This window comes from Bradyrhizobium sp. SZCCHNR1002, from assembly GCF_032381435.1.
Lineage (GTDB): Bacteria > Pseudomonadota > Alphaproteobacteria > Rhizobiales > Xanthobacteraceae > Bradyrhizobium > Bradyrhizobium aeschynomenes.
In genome coordinates this window covers 722,612-739,192 of sequence record NZ_JAUHIS010000001.1, presented here as the reverse complement: position 1 = coordinate 739,192, position 16,581 = coordinate 722,612, and the positions used below count along the sequence as shown (strand labels likewise).

Genomic DNA, 16,581 nt, shown 5'->3' with positions numbered 1-16,581 from the left:
CCAGCGCTGCCTACCCACGACGCAGCACCCTGCCCGTGAGGTAGTCCAGCAGATAGACATCGCCATTGAAGTCGATCACTTCAATCGCCATTGGGAGGCACCGAAATCCCTCGGTGAAGATATCACGACCGTCTGTGGCCCAGATCGTTTCCCCCTTGAGGGATAACCGGGAGATCTGGAGTTCGCCGTGAGATATCAGCGCGTGATGCCGGTCGTCCCAATACACACCGAAACACGATGCCCAATCGACCTCCAATGACCATTCCATCCTCGCAGTCTGCAGGTCGAGGCACACAACCTGGTTGCCGATGGCAAGGAACAACCGCCCGTCGAGTTCGACGGCAGAATGTTGATGCACGGTCGTTGGTCCTCGACCGGCGCCGAAAACCACCGACCACTTCCCGTCGATACTGACCCCGTAGATGGAATAGGGTGTGGAGTCATCCAGCCGGTATTCACTTTCGTATCGACGCAGATTGTCGGTCGATCCGAACGTGTAGGACGGCTCGTCCAGCACCCTGATTTTTCCGCTAGGTGTATCCAGAACCAGTTCTCTCTCGCGCGTTGTCATCGTCGACCATGCATGCCTATGGGTTCGCCGGTCCTGATACATCGAGATTTGGTAGATGGGCGGCAGCAGTCGGTTGAGCTGCCAAAGAAGGGGAGCCATGACTCAGCCGTCTCTGCTCTTCTCTGGATAGTATTGCGGCGCCTCGCGGCGGTCGTACATGCCGTAGTCGCGGGTAACTTCCACCACGCGAATGTTGTCGGCGCCTGGTTCGGTAAGCAGCCGCGTGACGAGCGCGATGCCGGTGGGCTCATCCGGCAGCTCGATCAAATGCGCGAAGCGACCGTCGCGATAGACGCTGGAAAAGCTCTCGACCGGTAGCTCTGTTGCGGCGCTCAGCTTCGGCTCTGCCGTCTCCAGCACCAGCACATAGGTCGGCGCGCGCCGCTTCGGATCGTTGTACGTCCCTCGCCGTTCCGGCTGCCAGGCGGCCTGCCCCGGTCTCACCTCTTGGATCAGCTCGGCGACGCGCAGGCGATAGTCGGAAAACACCCTGTCGCGGCCGAGTGTCTGGATTTCGTGGTGATGGGCGTGGACGCGCCAGGCGGTCATGGCGCCCTCGTCCTGCCAGATCTGGTAGGACAGGATCCGATTGTCGCGCGACAGGCTCTTGAAGCGGTCGAGGAACAGGCAGCCGCCGAGCGCATCGAGCTCGGGCCGCAGCGCGGCTGCGAGTTGCAGGTACTGGTCGAGATGGCCGGGCTTGACCTCGACCTCGAAGAACAGCGACAGCATGGTGGCGCCTCCATGTTCCTGGTGTTGGCCGAGCTTCAAACATCGTGGCTGGCCAGAACCGTCATTGCGAGCGAAGCGAAGCAATCCAGAGTCCCGCAACGACTCTGGATTGCGTCGTCGCCTTCGGCTCCTCGCAATGACGGCCGGGGTGGCGACGAGGCCTACGCGGTCAGTTCCAGCCGCATCCCGTCATAGGCCGGCGCCACGCCGGCCGGCAGGCTCTGGCGCAGCACCTCGTAGTCGAGGTCGGCGGTCATGTTGGTGATGACAGCGCGCCGCGGCTTGAAGCGCTCGATCCAGGCGAGTGCGTCGTTGACCGAGAAATGGCTCGGATGCGAGGCGGGGCGCAGGCCGTCGACGATCCAGAGGTCGAGGTCCTCCAGCGCACCCCAGCTCTCCTCGGGGATGTCGTTCAGATCGGGCGTGTAAGCGGCGTCACCGATGCGGTAGCCGAGCGCGGGAATGTTGCCATGCTGGACCAGGAAGGCCGTCAGCCTCAGCTCACCGCCCTTCCCCTCCACTGCCTGGGTCTCGCCGGCCTCGATTGAGTGCTGGGTGAGGATCGGCGGATAGTCACTGCCCGGCGGCGAGATGAAGCAGTAGGAGAACCGGTGCATGATGTCCTTGGCGGTCGACTGGTTCAGGTAGACCGGAATGCGCCGGCGCTGGTGCATCACCACGGAGCGCAGATCGTCGATGCCGTGGGTCTGGTCGGCGTGCTCATGCGTCAGGAACACCGCATCGATGTGATCGACCTGGGTGTCGATCAGCTGTTCGCGCAGGTCCGGCGAGGTGTCGATGACCACCCGCGTCACGCCATGCGCGCCGCGGCGCTCGGCCAGCAGCGAGCAGCGCCGGCGGCGGTTCTTCGGGTTGTTGGGATCGCAGGCGCCCCACCCCAGCGCCGGGCGCGGCACGCCCGCCGAGGAGCCGCAGCCGAGGATGGTGAGCGTCAGGGTCATGAGAGCTCCTGCGGTCGCGGCACCTTGGAGAACAGCTTGAAGAAGGTCTCGGTCGTCTGTTGTGAGAATTCCTCGAACGACACGCCGCGCGCTTCCGCCAGCACCTTCGCGGTCTCCACCACATAGGCCGGCTCGTTGCGCTTGCCGCGGAATTTTCCCGGCGCGAGATACGGCGCGTCGGTCTCGACCATGATGCGGTCGGCCGGCACCTCGGCGGCGAGCGCGCGCAGGCTCTCCGACTTCTTGAACGTCACGATGCCCGTGAACGAGATGTGCAGTCCGAGATCGATCGCCTTCATCGCCAGCTCGCGTCCGCCGGTGTAGCAATGCAGCACGGCCTTGAAAGGTCCGCGCGCCATCTCCTCGTCGAGAATGCGGCTGCACTGCTCGTCGGCCTCGCGGGTGTGGATCACCAGCGGCAGGCCGGTTTCGCGCGCCGCGGCAATATGGGCACGGAACCCGCGCTCTTGCGCGTCCTTGGAGCCGTGGTCGTAGAAATTGTCCAGCCCGGCCTCGCCGAGCGCGACGACCTTGGGATGCCTGGTCAGCCCGATCAGCTCATCGGCCGAAATGCCGTCCTCCTCGTCAGCATGATGAGGATGCGTGCCGACCGAGCAGAACACGTTGTCGAACCGCTCAGCGATGGCGAGCAGTTCGGGCAGCCGCCGCACCCGGGTCGAGATCGTCACCAGGCGGCCGACACCGGCGGCGGCGGCGCGCGTGACGATGCCCTCCAGATCCTCGGCGAAATCCGGAAAATCCAGATGGCAGTGACTGTCGACCAGCATCACGCCGCCGTCGGCTCGATGTAGCGCGGGAACACCGCCTGCGGCGCCGGCAGCTGCGTGCCGGCCGCGATGCGCACATCCCCGCCGAGCTGTGCGAAGCTGCGCTCACCTTCGGGGATGCCGAGGCTGTCGAGCAGCTTCGCCGACGCCGCCGGCATCACCGGCTGGGTCAGGATCGCGACCTGCCGGATCACCTCGGCGGTGACATAGAGCACGGTGTGCTGGCGCTTCGGATCGGTCTTGGCCAGCGCCCACGGCGCCTCGCCCGCGAAATAGCGGTTGGCCTCGGCCACGACCGACCACACGGCGTTGAGCCACTGGTGGATCTGCTGCGTCGCCATCGCCTTGCGCGCCGCGCCGATCATCGCATCGGCCTCGGCCAGGATCGCCTTGTCGTTCGCGGAGAACTCGCCGGGCTCCGGCAGCACGCCGCCGAGCTGCTTTGCGATCATCGACAGCGAGCGCTGCGCGAGATTGCCGAGATCGTTGGCGAGATCGGCGTTGATGCGCGCGACGATCGCCTCGTGATTGTAGTTGCCGTCCTGGCCGAACGGCACCTCGCGCAGGAAGAAATAGCGCAGCTGGTCGACGCCATATTGGTCGGCGAGATTGAACGGATCGACGACGTTGCCGACCGACTTCGACATCTTCTCGCCCCTGTTGAACAGGAAGCCGTGCGCATAGACCCGCTTCGGCACGGGCACGCCGGCCGACATCAGGAACGCCGGCCAGTACACCGCGTGGAAGCGGATGATGTCCTTGCCGATGACGTGCACGTCGGCCGGCCAATATTTCCAGTTCGGATCATTCTCGTCGGGGAAGCCGACACCGGTGATGTAGTTGGTCAGCGCGTCGACCCAGACATACATCACGTGCTCGTCGTCATGGGGCACGCGGACGCCCCAGTCGAAGGTGGTGCGCGAGATCGAGAGGTCCTTCAGGCCACCCCTGACGAAGCTCGTGATCTCGTTGCGCCGCGCGTCCGGGCCGATGAAATCGGGCTGGCTCTCGTACAGCGCCAGCAGCTTGTCCTGATAGGCCGACAGGCGGAAGAAGTAGCTCTTCTCCTCGACCCACTCGACGGGCGTGCCCTGCGGCCCGCGGCGGACGTTGTCCTCGCCGACTGTGGTCTCGTCCTCGGCGTAGTAGGCCTCGTCGCGGACCGAGTACCAGCCGGAATAGGTGTCGGCGTAGATGTCGCCGTTCTCGAGCATGCGCGTCCAGATCGCCTGCACCGACTTGTGGTGGGCGGGCTCGGTGGTGCGAATGAAGCGGTCGAACGACACATTGAGCCGCTCGTCCATCTCGCGGAAGCGGCCGGCGTTGCGGGTCGCAAGCTCGGACGGCGTCAGCCCCTCGTTCTGCGCGGTCTGCACCATCTTCAGGCCGTGCTCGTCGGTGCCGGTCAGGAAGAACACATCCTTGCCGTCGAGCCGCGCAAAGCGCGCAATGGCGTCGGTCGCGATCGCCTCATAAGCGTGGCCGATATGCGGGCTGCCATTGGGATAGGCGATCGCCGTGGTGACGTAGAAGGTGTTGGCGTTGTCGGGCGCGGCGGCGACGGGCGCTGCGGCTTCCGCGGCCTCGGTCACCTCGAGCTCCTCCACTTCGACAAGCTCGACCTCAGCAACTTCAATCTCGGGAATTGCAGCGGCCTCGGCCTTCGGCTTGCGCGGCGCCTTGGGCTTCGCGGGACGCGGCGCCTTCGGCGTCTCGACTACGACGGGGGCGACGGATTTTTTCGGCGCGGCCGGCGGCTTGGCTGCCGCAGGCTTCTTCGCCGCAGCGGGCTTGCCGGCTGTCTTCTTGGCTGGCGTCGTCGAAGGCTTGGCCGCGGCTTTCTTGGCAGGCGCTTTCACTGCCTTCTTCGGGGCGCTCTTGGCCGCCTTTGACGTCGGTGCCTTTGACGCCGGCGCCTTGGACTTCGGTGCCTTGGCTTTCGCGGCCGCTACCTTGACGGCTTTTGCCTTGTTCGCCTTGTCCTTGATGTCCTTGCCCTTCGCCGCCTTGTCCTTCGCGCCGGCCTTGGCCTTCGCGGGCGACTTGGCAGCCTTCTTGGCGGCAGCCTTTTTCGCGGCGCCCTTGGTCGCCGGCTTGCCCTTCTTCACGGTTGTCTTGCTGGCCTTGGCCACGGCAGATTCCTCTTTGACGCCGTCGGTGGACGGATTGATCCTGATGATCCCGGGATGATGGTCGGCGCGTTACCGCGTGGCTTCGGCGAGCATCCCGAACACCGAGAAAACCAGCGGTTTTCGCTCCAGATTATAGGATTCGGTGTCGCGCGCGGCGCGGACGATCTTTTCCCATACCTCCGCCAGCCGTGCAAGGCGCGGCAGTTCCGCGTTGGGATCTTGCGCCCGCAGCCGTTCCGCCACCCAGCGCTCGATGCTGTCGAGAAAGCTCGCCAGCGCGACGCGGTCGCTGGTGCCGAGCGCATCGCCCAGGGCATGCAGCTCGCCGGCGTCGATTCGCGGCAGGCTCGCCAGCAGCGCGGCGGTCCGGGTCTGCAGCTGCAACCCGTCGCCGCCCATCAGCATCAGGGTCCTGGAGACGCTGCCTTCGGAGGCTTTGGCGGCCTCCCGCAGCGCCGGCTCACCGCCGTCCATGCCGGTGGCCTCCACAGCCGCGCTGATGACGTCCTCGGTCGACAGCGCCCGCAGCGAGAGCCGTCGGCAGCGCGACTTGATGGTGGCGAGCACCCGCGCCGGCGCGTGGCTGACCAGCAGGAACAGCGACTGCTGCGGCGGCTCCTCGAGGATCTTGAGCAGCGCATTCGCCGCGTTCGGATTGAGCTCATCGACGGTGTCGACGATGCATACCCGCCAGCCCTCGACGGCCGCGGTCGAGCCGAAGAACGAGATCGTCTCGCGGGTCTCGTCCACGGTGATGACGGTGCGCAGCACGCCCTTGTCGTTGGCCGAGCGCTCCAGCGTCAGCAGCCCGCCATGCGCTTCCGAGGCAATCAGCCGTGCGACGTGGTCGCCCGCGTCGACGTGGAGCGAATCGGCTGCGCGCACGTCCGCTGCCATGGGATCGCGATGCGTCAGCACGAAGCGCGCCATGCGATAGGCCAAGGTCGCCTTGCCGATGCCCTGCGGCCCGCCAATCAGCCAGGCATGGGCCATCCGCCCGCTGCGATAGGCTGCCAGCAGCGCCGCCTCCGCCTCACGGTGCCCGAACAGCGCCGTGGTCTCGCGCGGATGCCGGACCGCGATCTCCGGCTCGACCTTGCGCGCGCTCATGATGCCGCCGCCACGGCCGTGAACAGCCGCTCGCGCACGGCATCCCAGACGATGTGCGCCACGGTCTCGGCGTTCGCGGTCGCGTCGATCAGCACGCAGCGCCGCGGCTCAGCGGCCGCGATCTTGTGAAAGGCGTCGCGCAAGCCCTTGTGGAACTTGATGTCCTCGCCTTCGAACCGGTCCGGCGTGCCGCTCCCGCGCCGTGCCGAGGCACGCTGCAGGCCGACCTCCACGGGCACATCGAGGATCAGCGTCAGATCCGGCTTGAGGTCGCCGATCGTGACCCGCTGCATCGCGTTGAGCACGTCGGGCGCGACCTTGCCCTGGCTGCCCTGATAGGCCCGCGTCGAATCGAAGAAGCGGTCGCACAGCACCCAGCTGCCCTGGTTCAGCGCCGGCAGAATCACGTTGCGCACATGGTCGTCGCGGGCGGCTGCGAACAGCAGCGTCTCGGCCTCGGCGCCGAGCAGCTTGCCCATTCCGGACAACACGAGGTGGCGCATAATTTCGGCGCCCGGAGACCCGCCGGGCTCGCGGGTCAGCACCACGCGCACACCCTCTTTCTCCAGACGATCCGCCAACATCTTGATCTGCGTGGATTTTCCAGCGCCCTCGCCGCCCTCGAAGGTGACGAATCGGCCGCGGCCCGGACCACGTTTCAAAGCTGCTTCCGCCATGTCTCTAGAGCTTCTCGGCCCCGGCGCGGAACATCCCGATCACGAGCTCGCTCGCCCCATCGATCGCGCGCCGCATCGTGGACCCCCTGCCCACCGCCTCCGCAGCATAGACGGGGGCCTCCATGGCGATATTGGGGCCGCGCCAGACCCTGACAACCCCGACCTTCTGCCCGGGCTCGATCGGAGCCTTGACCGGGCCGCTGTAGACGATGCGCGCGATCAACTTGTCGCCGCCGTTCTTCTGCACCATCACCTTGAGCGGCACCGGGCTCGACAGCTTGACGGAACGGCTCTCGCCGCCGAACACCTTGGCGTACCCGACCGGCTGATCCGCCGCGAACAGAGTGCGGGTCTCGAAGTTGCGGAAACCCCATTCCAGCATCTTCTTGGCCTCGGTGGCGCGATCCTCGGGATCCTCCAGGCCGTTGACCACGACGATCAGCCTTGTGCCGTTCTGCACGGCCGAGCCGACCATGCCGTAGCCGCCCTCCTTGGTGTAGCCGGTCTTCAGCCCGTCGGCGCCTTCCATCGCATTGAGCAAGGGATTGCGATTCTGCTGACGGATCTTGTTCCAGGTGAATTCCTTCTCCCCGAACAGCTTATAGAATTCAGGGAAGTCCAGGATGATGTGGCGGGCGAGCATCGACAGCTCCCGCACCGTCATCTTGTTGCCGGGGTCGGGCAGCCCGTTGGAATTGGCGAAGGTCGACTTGGTCAGGCCGAGCTCACGCGCCCGCTTGGTCATGTAGTCGGCGGCGAAGATCTTCTCGTTGCCGGCCATGCCTTCGGCGAGCGCGATGCAGGCGTCGTTGCCGCTCTGGATGATCGCGCCATGCAGGAGGTCGCTGACCGAGACCTTGCTGTTGAGCGCGGCGAACATCGTCGAGGTGCCCGACGGCGCCCCGCCCTTGCGCCAGGCGTTCTCGCTGATCCGATACTCGTCGTTGAGCTTGATGGTGCCCTGCTTGACGGCGTTGAACACCACCTCGGCGGTCATCAGCTTCATCATGCTGGAGGGCGCGCGCAGCTCATCCGCGTTCTTCTCGAACAGCACGCTGCCGCTGTTGGCCTCGATCAGGATCGCCGTCGGCGCGTCGCCGTCGAAGCCGCCGTCATCCTTCTTCGCGCCCTGGACGCTCTGATTGGCGGCGTAGAGCATGCCGCTCCAGCCCATCGCCAAGGCCGCCGTCAATATGACGAGCGCGCGCGCGGCCCGCCCGGAGGTGAAACCGGCGCGACGGAACGGTGAGGGCATGAGGTTCATCGGCTAAGCTCTGGAGCGCGCTGGGAATCTAGCAGCTGGGCGGAGCGCAAACAACTCGGCAATCCCGCGGGGACGGCGGCTGTCCCGTGATTTGCACCGGGCTCAGCGCGATGCGATCATGATTGCGCAAAAACAGGACGTCGAGGGTGGAAGCGGTGTCGCCGGGTATCATCAAGGTCAATGGGATCGAGCTGTTCGTGCGCGAGCAGGGCAAGGGACCGCTCGTGGTTCTCTGCCACGGTTGGCCCGAGCTGTCCTATTCGTGGCGGCATCAGATGGCGGCGCTTGCGGAAGCCGGCTATCGCGTCGTCGCACCCGACATGCGCGGCTTCGGCGGCTCGCAGGCACCGGCGGACGTCACCGCCTATTCCATCTTCGACATCGTGGGCGACATGGTGGCGCTGGTCACGGCGCTCGGCGAGGACAAGGCGGTCATCGTCGGTCACGACTGGGGCGCGCCGGTGGCCTGGCACGCAGCGATGTTCCGGCCGGACATGTTCACGGCGGTCGCCGGCCTGAGCGTGCCGCCCCCGTTCCGCGGACGCGGCCGGCCGCTCGACACGCTCCGCGCCGGCGGCATCGAGAATTTCTACTGGCAGTATTTTCAGGCGCCCGGTGTGGCCGAAACCGAGTTCGAGCGCGACGTGGCGCTGACCATGCGCACGATGCTGGCGCGCGGCTTCTCCGATCCGCAGTCCCTGTTCGTCGCGCCAGGCAAGGGCTTCCTCGGCGCGGTGAACCCCGACCTGCCCTTGCCGGCGTGGCTGAGCGAGGCCGACCTGGCGGCGTTCGTCGCGGCCTACCGCGCCTCGGGCTTTCGCGGCGGCCTCAACTGGTACCGGAATATCGATCGCAATTGGGCACTCACCGCGCCCTGGCAGGATGCGCAGATCCGGCAGCCGGCGCTGTTCATCGCCGGCAGCGAGGATGCCGTGGTGACCGGACTGATCGGTGCCAAGCGCATTCAGGAGATGGAGCGCGTGCTGCCCGATCTCAGGCGCAAGCTGATCATCCCCGGCGCCGGCCATTGGATTCAGCAGGAATGCGCCGACGAGGTGAATGCGGCGCTGATCGCATTCCTGCGCGAGGTCGCGCCTGTCGGCGCATGAGCGAAGCGACGATCAGGGGCTCAGCACCAGCTCCATCCGGCGATGCGCCGCGGTGGCGTCCTCGGCGACATCGCGGAATCCCAGCCGGACGTAGAACCGCATCGCGTCCTCATTGGCGGTGGAGACCGCGAGCGAGAGCACGTCGGCGCCCTGCTGCCGCGCGGCTGCGGCGACAGACTGCATGATCTCGCGTCCGACGCCCGCGTTGCGGGCGCCCGGCAACAGCGCGAGATCGACCACGTGCCATCGCGACGTCCCGCGGTCGAGCAGCAATCGCCCCACGGGCGCACCGTCGCGCAGGATGATCAGCGACTGCGCCGCGGGACATTGCACCGCATAGCCTGCGAGCTGCGCACGATATTGCTGCGCCAGCACGACTTCGATCATCGCGGGCGGCAAACCGCCGGTGGCCAGTTGTGCGCCTTTGACGGATCTGAAGAGGTCGCTCAGGAACGGTTCGTCGGCGGTCTCGGCGACACGCAGCCGCAGACGCGCGTCCGTCGACACGATCTCGCTTTCGATCGTCGGCACCGCGATCGCGCCGCGGCGTCAGGAATTGTTGAACGACGGGAAGAGGCCAGCGTAGCAAATGCACCAGATCAGCGCCTGGGTCGGCTGCATGTTGTCGTGCGGAATGTTCTGCCCGGTCAGTGTCACGGCATTGACCGAAAAGGTGGTGTTGGCCGGCGGTGCCACGAAGCCGTTGAAGGTGGGATCGATGGCGGTCATGGTCGAAGGCGTGCCCGGCCCCGGCGCGGCGTTCGCAGCCCCCCTGCTCCCGAGCTGCAGGTTGTGCGTGTGGGCGGGCAATTCGGTGGACAGGAGGGACACGGTGCTGCTTCCCATCGTTTCGCCGATGACGCGCGGCTGGAGGCCGGGTCCATCGCCCTGGCCGTTGGTGATGCTGCCGCTCAGGTTCGGTAGCTGGAAGTTGGTCGTGCCGTTGCCGCCGTAATAGGTTCCTATCAAGGCAAACAGTGGCGTGAACCGCTGGATCGGCAGCACCTGGCCAAAGCACGGCAGCCAGGCATTGTTGAAGCCACCGGTCGCAAAGGTGAAGGGGAAGGCCTGGATTTCGCCAACGAAGGGATCAGACACGTCGTCTCTCCTCGAGAATGTACGGATGAAGCCGATTGAATTGCGAGCGGGCTTCAGCCTGGCGACGGGAAGATGCCGTTGACGCAGATGCAGTAGTTGCCCACGACGGTCGGCATGATGTTGTTGTGCGGCTGGCTCTGTCCCGCCGTCGCGAGGGACGTCGGCGACATCACCGCGTAGGGTGCGGCGTCGGCAGCCGGCGCGTAGAGATTTCCGGTCGACGCGGTCGCCAGATGGACGGTGGGTCCCGGTTCGGTGACATCGGCGACGGCGAGTGACGACAGCAGCCCGTGATTGTGCGCCGGCATCTCGCTTTCGATCAGCAAATGCTCGTCCTCGCCGGCCATTTGGCCGAGGATGTAGGGCGCCGATCCGCCCGGCGGCTGCCCCTGCCCGATCGGAACGCGGCCGCGCAGGTCGGGAAGGTTGAAGGTCTGGACGCCGTCACCGCCAAAGGTGGTGCCGATCACCGCGTAGAGCGCATCAAAGGCGGAGATCGACTGCGAGCTCCCGTCGCAAGCGAGCCAGCCGTCGGGAATGCGCGGAAAGGCAAACAACCTGATCTCGCCGAGAAACGGGTCTGACATCCCGAGATCCTTTCATTGGGGTTTGCAGCGCGACCGCGCTGAGCGCGGTGCGAAGGAATTGGGCGAAGGAGCTGCGCCGAAGGACACGGATCGGGTGGCGCCGAAACGCAGTGCTTTGCTGCCGCCTCAATCGCGCGAGGGATAGACCCCCTGCATTGCAATCAGGTAGTTGATCACGAGGTAGGGCTGCATGTTGTTGTGCGCCTGCCCGCCTCCGGTGTCCGTGATGTTGGTACCCAGCGCCAGTGGCTCTTCCTGCGCGCCCGCAGTGGCGAAGATCGCCTTGGCATTCGGCGGCGGCGGCAGCGTGTTGGCCCCGAACAGATTGTTGGCGGGAGATGCACCGCGACCGGCGCCGGCTGTGGTCGAGGCATTGAAATTGTGATTGTGCGCGGCAATCTGCGACACGTTCAGGGTCACCGTGGTCTCGCCGCTGACCATGCCCGCCGGAAACTGGCCGCTGCTCCCGGTCGAGCCGAGGATGGCCCGGCCGCGCAGATCAGGAAGCGCGAAGGTGGTGACGCCGTTGCCGCCGTAATAGGTGCCGAGCAGTGAGAACAGGCCCTGATTCGTCTGAATCGCGAGCAGCGCACCGTTGCAGAGCGCCCATCCTCTCGGTGGCTGAGATCCCGCAAAAGGCATGATCTGCCCCAACACAGGCGTCATCGGCATGCGCTTCTTCTCCCAATGTCATTCTTTGAAACGAGGAGCGGGGCTTTGAGCACCACCACCGCACGCTGAAATCTTGCCGTCGAGAAACAACCTCAGAGAGAAGTCTAAGTTGTGATGCGCGTATCCGTCAAGTGCATAAAGTTCCACAACTTCTGCTGTTGCACACATGCAACGCAAGGCGGAAGTTGTTCGCTGTAGGGTTGAATAAACTTGCTCGTGAGCGGCCAAGCATCCAAGGTTGCGGTTGTGTTACCAAATTTGTTGGAAACGATAATTTTTTTTGGGCGGCACCCTCAGTTCAATGAGGGGCCACGAGGGGCACGGTCAAATTGTCAACCGGAATTGGGCGCCGGAAATTTCGCGAGGGCTGCGCGCAACTGCGACGGGCGCTAACCCGTGTCGGTGTGGCTCTTGCCATGCTGCTCGGCGCAACCCTGGCTGCGCAGGCGGCCTGTAATTTCACGACCGCTTCGACGAGCGGCGCCACCATCACGATCAACGGCACGGGTGCGGGCAATGCCGTCGGCCTCTGCGTGCAGAACGACGTCGTGCTGTGGGGCTTGTACGGACAATCCAACGGCGCCAATCCCAGCATCGATGCCTTCAACAATGTCCCGATGACCGCGGGCGGCTTGAGCTACAGCAATCTGAGCTATAGCGGCAGCAAGGCGACTTACACGCTGATTCCGGTTCCCATCGGGGGAGATTTCTCGCAGGTCCCGGAATACAGCATCAGGATCGACACTCAGTCGGGATCCGGGACCGATACGATCACGGTCTGGTACGCCAGCGACTGCTCGCATGCCGCCAACAGCTGTTCCGGCAGCGGCATCACCAATACGTCCTTCACGATCACGGTGAACCTGCCCGTTCCCACGGTGACGTCGATCTCACCGACGTCGGGCCCCACCGCGGGCGGCACCACCGTGACCATCACCGGCACCGGCTTCACCGGCACCAGCGGCGCCGGCGGCGTCAAGTTCGGCGCCACCAACGCCACCGGCTACACCGTCAACTCCGCAACCTCGATCACGGCGACAGCGCCAGCGGGCACGGCGGGCACGGTCGACGTGACCGTGACCAATGGCGGCCAGACCTCGGCGACTTCGGCATCCGATCAGTTCACCTATGTCGCCGCGCCCACGGTGACGTCGATCGCGCCGACCTCGGGACCGGCGAGCGGCGGCACGTCGGTGGTCATCACCGGCACCAATTTCTCCGGCGCAACCGGAGTATCGTTCGGCGGCACACCCGCGGCCGGATTCACCGTCGATTCGGCCACCCAGATCACCGCAACCTCACCGGCCGGCACCGGCACCGTCGATGTGACGGTCACCACGGCAGGTGGCACCTCGGCGATCACGGCTGCCGATCAATTCACCTACGTCCCCGCGCCCACGGTCACCTCGATCTCGCCGACATCGGGCCCGGCATCGGGCAGCACGACGGTGACCGTGACCGGCACCAACTTCACGGGCGCGACGGCCGTATCGTTCGGCGGCACCGCTGCGACCGGCTTCACCGTTAACTCGGCGACCTCGATCACCGCGACCTCGCCGGCCGGCACCGGCACCGTCGACGTCCGCGTGACCACGGCAGGTGGCACCTCGGCGACGTCGGCGTCCGATCAGTTCACCTACATCGCCGCGCCGACGGTGACTTCGGTCTCGCCGGCCTCGGGACCGCTGGCCGGCGGCACCAGCGTCACCATCACCGGCACCAACTTCACCGGTGCCACCGCGGTCGCCTTCGGCGGCAACGCCGCAGCGAGCTTCACCGTGAACTCGGCGACCTCGATCACGGCGACGTCGCCGGCCGGCACCGGCATCGTCGATGTCCGCGTCACCACGCCGGGCGGCACCTCGGCGATTACTGCAGCCGATCAGTTCGGCTACACCGGCCCGCCAGCGGTGACCTCGATCTCGCCGACGTCGGGTCCGACCGCCGGCGGCACCAGCATCACCATCACCGGAACCAATCTCACGGGCGCCACCGCCGTGAACTTCGGCGGCACCCCCGCGGCCGGATTCACCGTCAATTCGGCGACCTCGATCACGGCGACCTCTCCGGCCGGCACCGGCACGGTGGATGTGACGGTGACGACGCCGGGCGGCACCTCGGCGACGTCGGCGGCCGACCAGTTCACCTACGTGGCGGCACCGACGGTGACCTCGATCTCGCCGACGTCGGGACCGGGCAGCGGCGGCACCTCGGTGACCGTCACCGGCACGAACTTCACCGGCGCCACCGCCGTGTCGTTCGGCGCGACCCCGGCCACCAGCTTCACGGTGAACTCGGCGACCTCGATCACGGCGACCTCGCCGGCCGGCACCGGCACGGTCGACATCCGGGTCACGACCGCAGGCGGTACCTCGGCGACGTCGGTGTCCGATCAGTTCACCTATATCCCAGCGCCGACCGTGACCTCGATCTCGCCGACATCCGGGCCGACCGCCGGCGGCACCTCGGTGACGATCACCGGCACCAACTTCACCGGTGCGACGGCCGTGGCGTTCGGCGCCACGGCCGCAGCCAGCTTCACGGTGAACTCCGCGACCTCGATCACGGCCACCTCACCGGCCGGCACGACCGGGACGATCGACGTTCGCGTGACGACGCCGGGCGGCATCTCGGCAACATCGGCATCCGACCAGTTCACCTATATCGGCCCGCCGGTCGTGAGTTCGATCTCTCCGACGGGTGGACCTGTCGCGGGCGGCACGACCGTGACCATCACGGGCAGCGGCTTTACCGGCGCCACGGCCGTGGCGTTCGGGGCCAGTGCGGCGGCCAGCTTCACGGTGAACTCGGCGACCTCGATCACGGCGACCTCGCCGGCCGGCACCGGCACGGTCGACGTCCGGGTCACCACGCCCAACGGCACCTCGGCGATTTCGGCGGCGGACCAGTTCACCTATGCGGCAGCACCGACGGTGACGGCGATCTCGCCGAGCGGAGGCCCGCTCGGCGGCGGCACGTCGGTGACCATCACCGGCACCAACCTCACCGGCGCCACCGCCGTGGTTTTCGGCGCGACACCGGCGGCGAGCTTCACGGTCAATTCCGCCACCTCGATCACGGCGACCTCGCCTGCCGGCACCGGCACGGTGGATGTCACGGTGACCACGCCGGGCGGCACGTCGGCGATCTCCGCAGCCGACCAGTTCACCTACGCGGCCGCACCGACGGTCAGCTCGATCTCGCCGACCACAGGACCCGTGGGCGGCGGCACCTCGGTGACGATCACGGGCACGGGCTTCAGCGGCACCACGGGCGCGGGCGGCGTGAAGTTCGGTGCGGTCAACGCGGCCAGCTACACCGTGAACTCGGCGACCTCGATTACCGCCGTCTCGCCCGCCGGAACCGGAACGGTGGACGTCACCGTCACCAACAACAGCCAGACCTCCGCGACATCGGCGGCCGATCGCTTCACCTATCAGTCACCGGCGACCCAGACCGCGCTGACCTCGTCGCAGAACCCGAGCCAGTTCGGCCAGGCCGTGACCTTCACCGCGACCGTGACGGCGTCGGGCGGCACGCCGACGGGGACGGTGACGTTCAACGACAACGGCTCTCCGATCGGCACGGGCACGCTGAGCGGCGGCGTCGCGACCTTCACGACGACGACCCTGGTCGCCGGCAGCCACACGATCACGGCGGTCTATGCCGGCAATCCGCCATTCACGGCCAGCACCTCGCCCGGCCTCGCGCAGACCGTGAACGTACCCGCCGACAGCGCCAGGCTGCGCTCGCTGCAGCAGACCGTCAGCAAGCTGGTGGCGCAGAACTCCGGCCAGGCGATCTCCGGGGCGATCGATGACGCGATCGCATCGGGCTTCAACGATGGCGGCGCGTTCGTCACCCCCGGCAATGCCCGCATGCGCTTCAATTTCTCCGCTGATCCGCGCGACGACGATTCGCAGGCCGCCGGCGATGGTGCGGGCGGCAGCAGCTATGCTGCCGGACGTGGACGCAGCCGCGGCCGGGTCGACGATGCCTTCGCGGCGATCGATCACGGCCAAAAGAAATCGGCCGCGCCGAGATGGCAGGAGCAGAAGGAGTGGCTGCTATGGGCCGACGTGCGCGGCACCGGCGTCGATCGCTGGGGCACGACGACGACGGGCGGCGTGGTTCAGTCCAGCCAGTCGACGCTCTACGGCCAGCAGCTCAATGCCATGCTGGGACTGACCTATCGCGCAACGCCGAGCTTCCTGGTCGGCGTCGTCGGCGGCTACGAGACGTTCAGCTACACCCAGCAGGACATCAATGGACGGCTCAAAGGTGACGGCTGGACCACCGGCGCCTATCTCGGCTGGAAGATCGTCCCCACCCTGCGCTTCGATGCCGCGGTCGCCTATTCGGGTATCGGCTACAACGGCACGGCCGGGACCGCGCAGGGCAATTTCGACGGCCAGCGCTGGCTGCTCTCCACCGGCCTGACCGGCACGTACAACTGGGCTGGCCTGCTGCTCGAGCCCTCCGCCAAGGTCTACGCGCTGTGGGAGCACCAGAACGCCTATACCGACTCGCTCGGCACGCGGCAGGGCACCAACGACTTCGCCAGCGGCCGCGCTTCGGGCGGTCTGCGGGTCGCCTACCCGGTGTCGTGGTTCGATAGCGGCATCGTGCTGACGCCGTTCGCGGGCCTCTATGGCGACTACTACTTCTCCAAGGATGATGCGAACGCCTTCACAACCGGCCTGGCCTCGACACCGCTGCTGCAGGGCTGGTCGGCACGTGCGACCGGTGGCCTCGGCATCGTCACGCCGGGCGGCGCCAGCCTCGGAGTCGGTGCCCAGCTCGGCGGCATCGGCAGCAACACCCAGGTCTGGACGTTCTCGGCGCGCGGCCGCGTACCGTTCTCGGCGCGATAGGACGT

14 protein-coding genes are annotated in these 16,581 nt (G+C 66.5%); 2 read left to right on the top strand and 12 right to left on the bottom strand.

All coding sequences use genetic code 11. The features are described 5' to 3' along the window. Window positions 1–10: 10 nt before the first annotated feature. The 8 genes from QX108_RS03325 to QX108_RS03290 all read right to left on the bottom strand — a co-directional run bounded on the left by QX108_RS03325 (window position 11) and on the right by QX108_RS03290 (window position 8,131). Window positions 11–670 (bottom strand): hypothetical protein, encoded by a 660-nt coding sequence (locus QX108_RS03325; RefSeq protein ID WP_315778817.1) that lies wholly within the window; start codon window positions 668–670, stop codon window positions 11–13. A 3-nt stretch (window positions 671–673) separates the two neighbouring features. Further along, the gene (locus QX108_RS03320; RefSeq protein WP_315778819.1) at window positions 674–1,303 is read right to left on the bottom strand and encodes an antibiotic biosynthesis monooxygenase family protein; all 630 of its coding nucleotides are present in this window, start codon (window positions 1,301–1,303) and stop codon (window positions 674–676) included. A gap of 161 nt (window positions 1,304–1,464) precedes the next feature. After that, entirely contained in the window at window positions 1,465–2,265 is an 801-nt protein-coding gene (locus QX108_RS03315) for an MBL fold metallo-hydrolase (RefSeq protein ID WP_315778821.1), read from the bottom strand. Beyond that, window positions 2,262–3,053 (bottom strand): TatD family hydrolase, encoded by a 792-nt coding sequence (locus QX108_RS03310; protein ID WP_315778823.1) that lies wholly within the window; start codon window positions 3,051–3,053, stop codon window positions 2,262–2,264. Before QX108_RS03310 ends, QX108_RS03315 begins: the two co-directional genes overlap by 4 nt. Next, window positions 3,053–5,185, bottom strand: a complete 2,133-nt coding sequence (metG, locus tag QX108_RS03305; protein WP_315778825.1) for a methionine--tRNA ligase — start codon at window positions 5,183–5,185, stop codon at window positions 3,053–3,055. The genes QX108_RS03310 and metG overlap by 1 nt, the downstream gene beginning before the upstream one ends. Before the next feature lie 69 nt (window positions 5,186–5,254). Continuing rightward, entirely contained in the window at window positions 5,255–6,295 is a 1,041-nt protein-coding gene (locus QX108_RS03300; RefSeq protein WP_315778827.1) for a DNA polymerase III subunit delta', read from the bottom strand. Beyond that, window positions 6,292–6,972, bottom strand: coding sequence for a dTMP kinase (gene tmk / locus QX108_RS03295; protein ID WP_315778829.1), 681 nt, complete (start codon window positions 6,970–6,972; stop codon window positions 6,292–6,294). Before tmk ends, QX108_RS03300 begins: the two co-directional genes overlap by 4 nt. A gap of 4 nt (window positions 6,973–6,976) precedes the next feature. Further along, window positions 6,977–8,131, bottom strand: coding sequence for a D-alanyl-D-alanine carboxypeptidase family protein (locus tag QX108_RS03290; RefSeq protein WP_409998502.1), 1,155 nt, complete (start codon window positions 8,129–8,131; stop codon window positions 6,977–6,979). A gap of 251 nt (window positions 8,132–8,382) precedes the next feature. Between QX108_RS03290 and QX108_RS03285 the strand changes: the two genes are divergently transcribed. Further along, window positions 8,383–9,345, top strand: a complete 963-nt coding sequence (locus QX108_RS03285; protein WP_315778831.1) for an alpha/beta hydrolase — start codon at window positions 8,383–8,385, stop codon at window positions 9,343–9,345. 12 nt (window positions 9,346–9,357) lie between these two features. On the opposite strand, the gene QX108_RS03280 is transcribed toward QX108_RS03285, so the two are convergent. The 4 genes from QX108_RS03280 to QX108_RS03265 all read right to left on the bottom strand — a co-directional run bounded on the left by QX108_RS03280 (window position 9,358) and on the right by QX108_RS03265 (window position 11,702). Continuing rightward, on the bottom strand, window positions 9,358–9,876 hold the full coding sequence (locus QX108_RS03280) for a GNAT family N-acetyltransferase (RefSeq protein ID WP_315778832.1): 519 nt from the start codon (window positions 9,874–9,876) through the stop codon (window positions 9,358–9,360). An 18-nt stretch (window positions 9,877–9,894) separates the two neighbouring features. Further along, window positions 9,895–10,443: a phage tail protein gene (locus tag QX108_RS03275; RefSeq protein WP_315720097.1), complete on the bottom strand. Its 549-nt coding sequence runs from the start codon at window positions 10,441–10,443 to the stop codon at window positions 9,895–9,897. Window positions 10,444–10,496: 53 nt separating this feature from the next. Continuing rightward, window positions 10,497–11,030, bottom strand: coding sequence for a phage tail protein (locus QX108_RS03270; RefSeq protein ID WP_315778834.1), 534 nt, complete (start codon window positions 11,028–11,030; stop codon window positions 10,497–10,499). A 126-nt stretch (window positions 11,031–11,156) separates the two neighbouring features. Beyond that, window positions 11,157–11,702 (bottom strand): phage tail protein, encoded by a 546-nt coding sequence (locus tag QX108_RS03265; RefSeq protein ID WP_315720095.1) that lies wholly within the window; start codon window positions 11,700–11,702, stop codon window positions 11,157–11,159. Window positions 11,703–12,118: 416 nt separating this feature from the next. On the opposite strand from QX108_RS03265, the gene QX108_RS03260 reads away from it, so the two are divergent. Next, window positions 12,119–16,576: a beta strand repeat-containing protein gene (locus QX108_RS03260; RefSeq protein WP_315778836.1), complete on the top strand. Its 4,458-nt coding sequence runs from the start codon at window positions 12,119–12,121 to the stop codon at window positions 16,574–16,576. Window positions 16,577–16,581: the final 5 nt, after the last annotated feature.

What these genes read in the sequence shown, in the direction of transcription:
- QX108_RS03300 (WP_315778827.1), bottom strand. Translation starts at nt 6,295, where the DNA reads ATGAGCGCGCGCAAGGTCGAGCCGGAGATCGCGGTCCGGCATCCGCGC.
- QX108_RS03270 (WP_315778834.1), bottom strand. Translation starts at nt 11,030, where the DNA reads ATGTCAGACCCGTTTCTCGGCGAGATCAGGTTGTTTGCCTTTCCGCGC.
- QX108_RS03315 (WP_315778821.1), bottom strand. Translation starts at nt 2,265, where the DNA reads ATGACCCTGACGCTCACCATCCTCGGCTGCGGCTCCTCGGCGGGCGTG.
- QX108_RS03265 (WP_315720095.1), bottom strand. Translation starts at nt 11,702, where the DNA reads ATGCCGATGACGCCTGTGTTGGGGCAGATCATGCCTTTTGCGGGATCT.
- tmk (WP_315778829.1), bottom strand. Translation starts at nt 6,972, where the DNA reads ATGGCGGAAGCAGCTTTGAAACGTGGTCCGGGCCGCGGCCGATTCGTC.
- QX108_RS03320 (WP_315778819.1), bottom strand. Translation starts at nt 1,303, where the DNA reads ATGCTGTCGCTGTTCTTCGAGGTCGAGGTCAAGCCCGGCCATCTCGAC.
- QX108_RS03290 (WP_409998502.1), bottom strand. Translation starts at nt 8,131, where the DNA reads ATGCTCTACGCCGCCAATCAGAGCGTCCAGGGCGCGAAGAAGGATGAC.
- QX108_RS03325 (WP_315778817.1), bottom strand. Translation starts at nt 670, where the DNA reads ATGGCTCCCCTTCTTTGGCAGCTCAACCGACTGCTGCCGCCCATCTAC.
- QX108_RS03310 (WP_315778823.1), bottom strand. Translation starts at nt 3,053, where the DNA reads ATGCTGGTCGACAGTCACTGCCATCTGGATTTTCCGGATTTCGCCGAG.
- QX108_RS03260 (WP_315778836.1), top strand. Translation starts at nt 12,119, where the DNA reads ATGCTGCTCGGCGCAACCCTGGCTGCGCAGGCGGCCTGTAATTTCACG.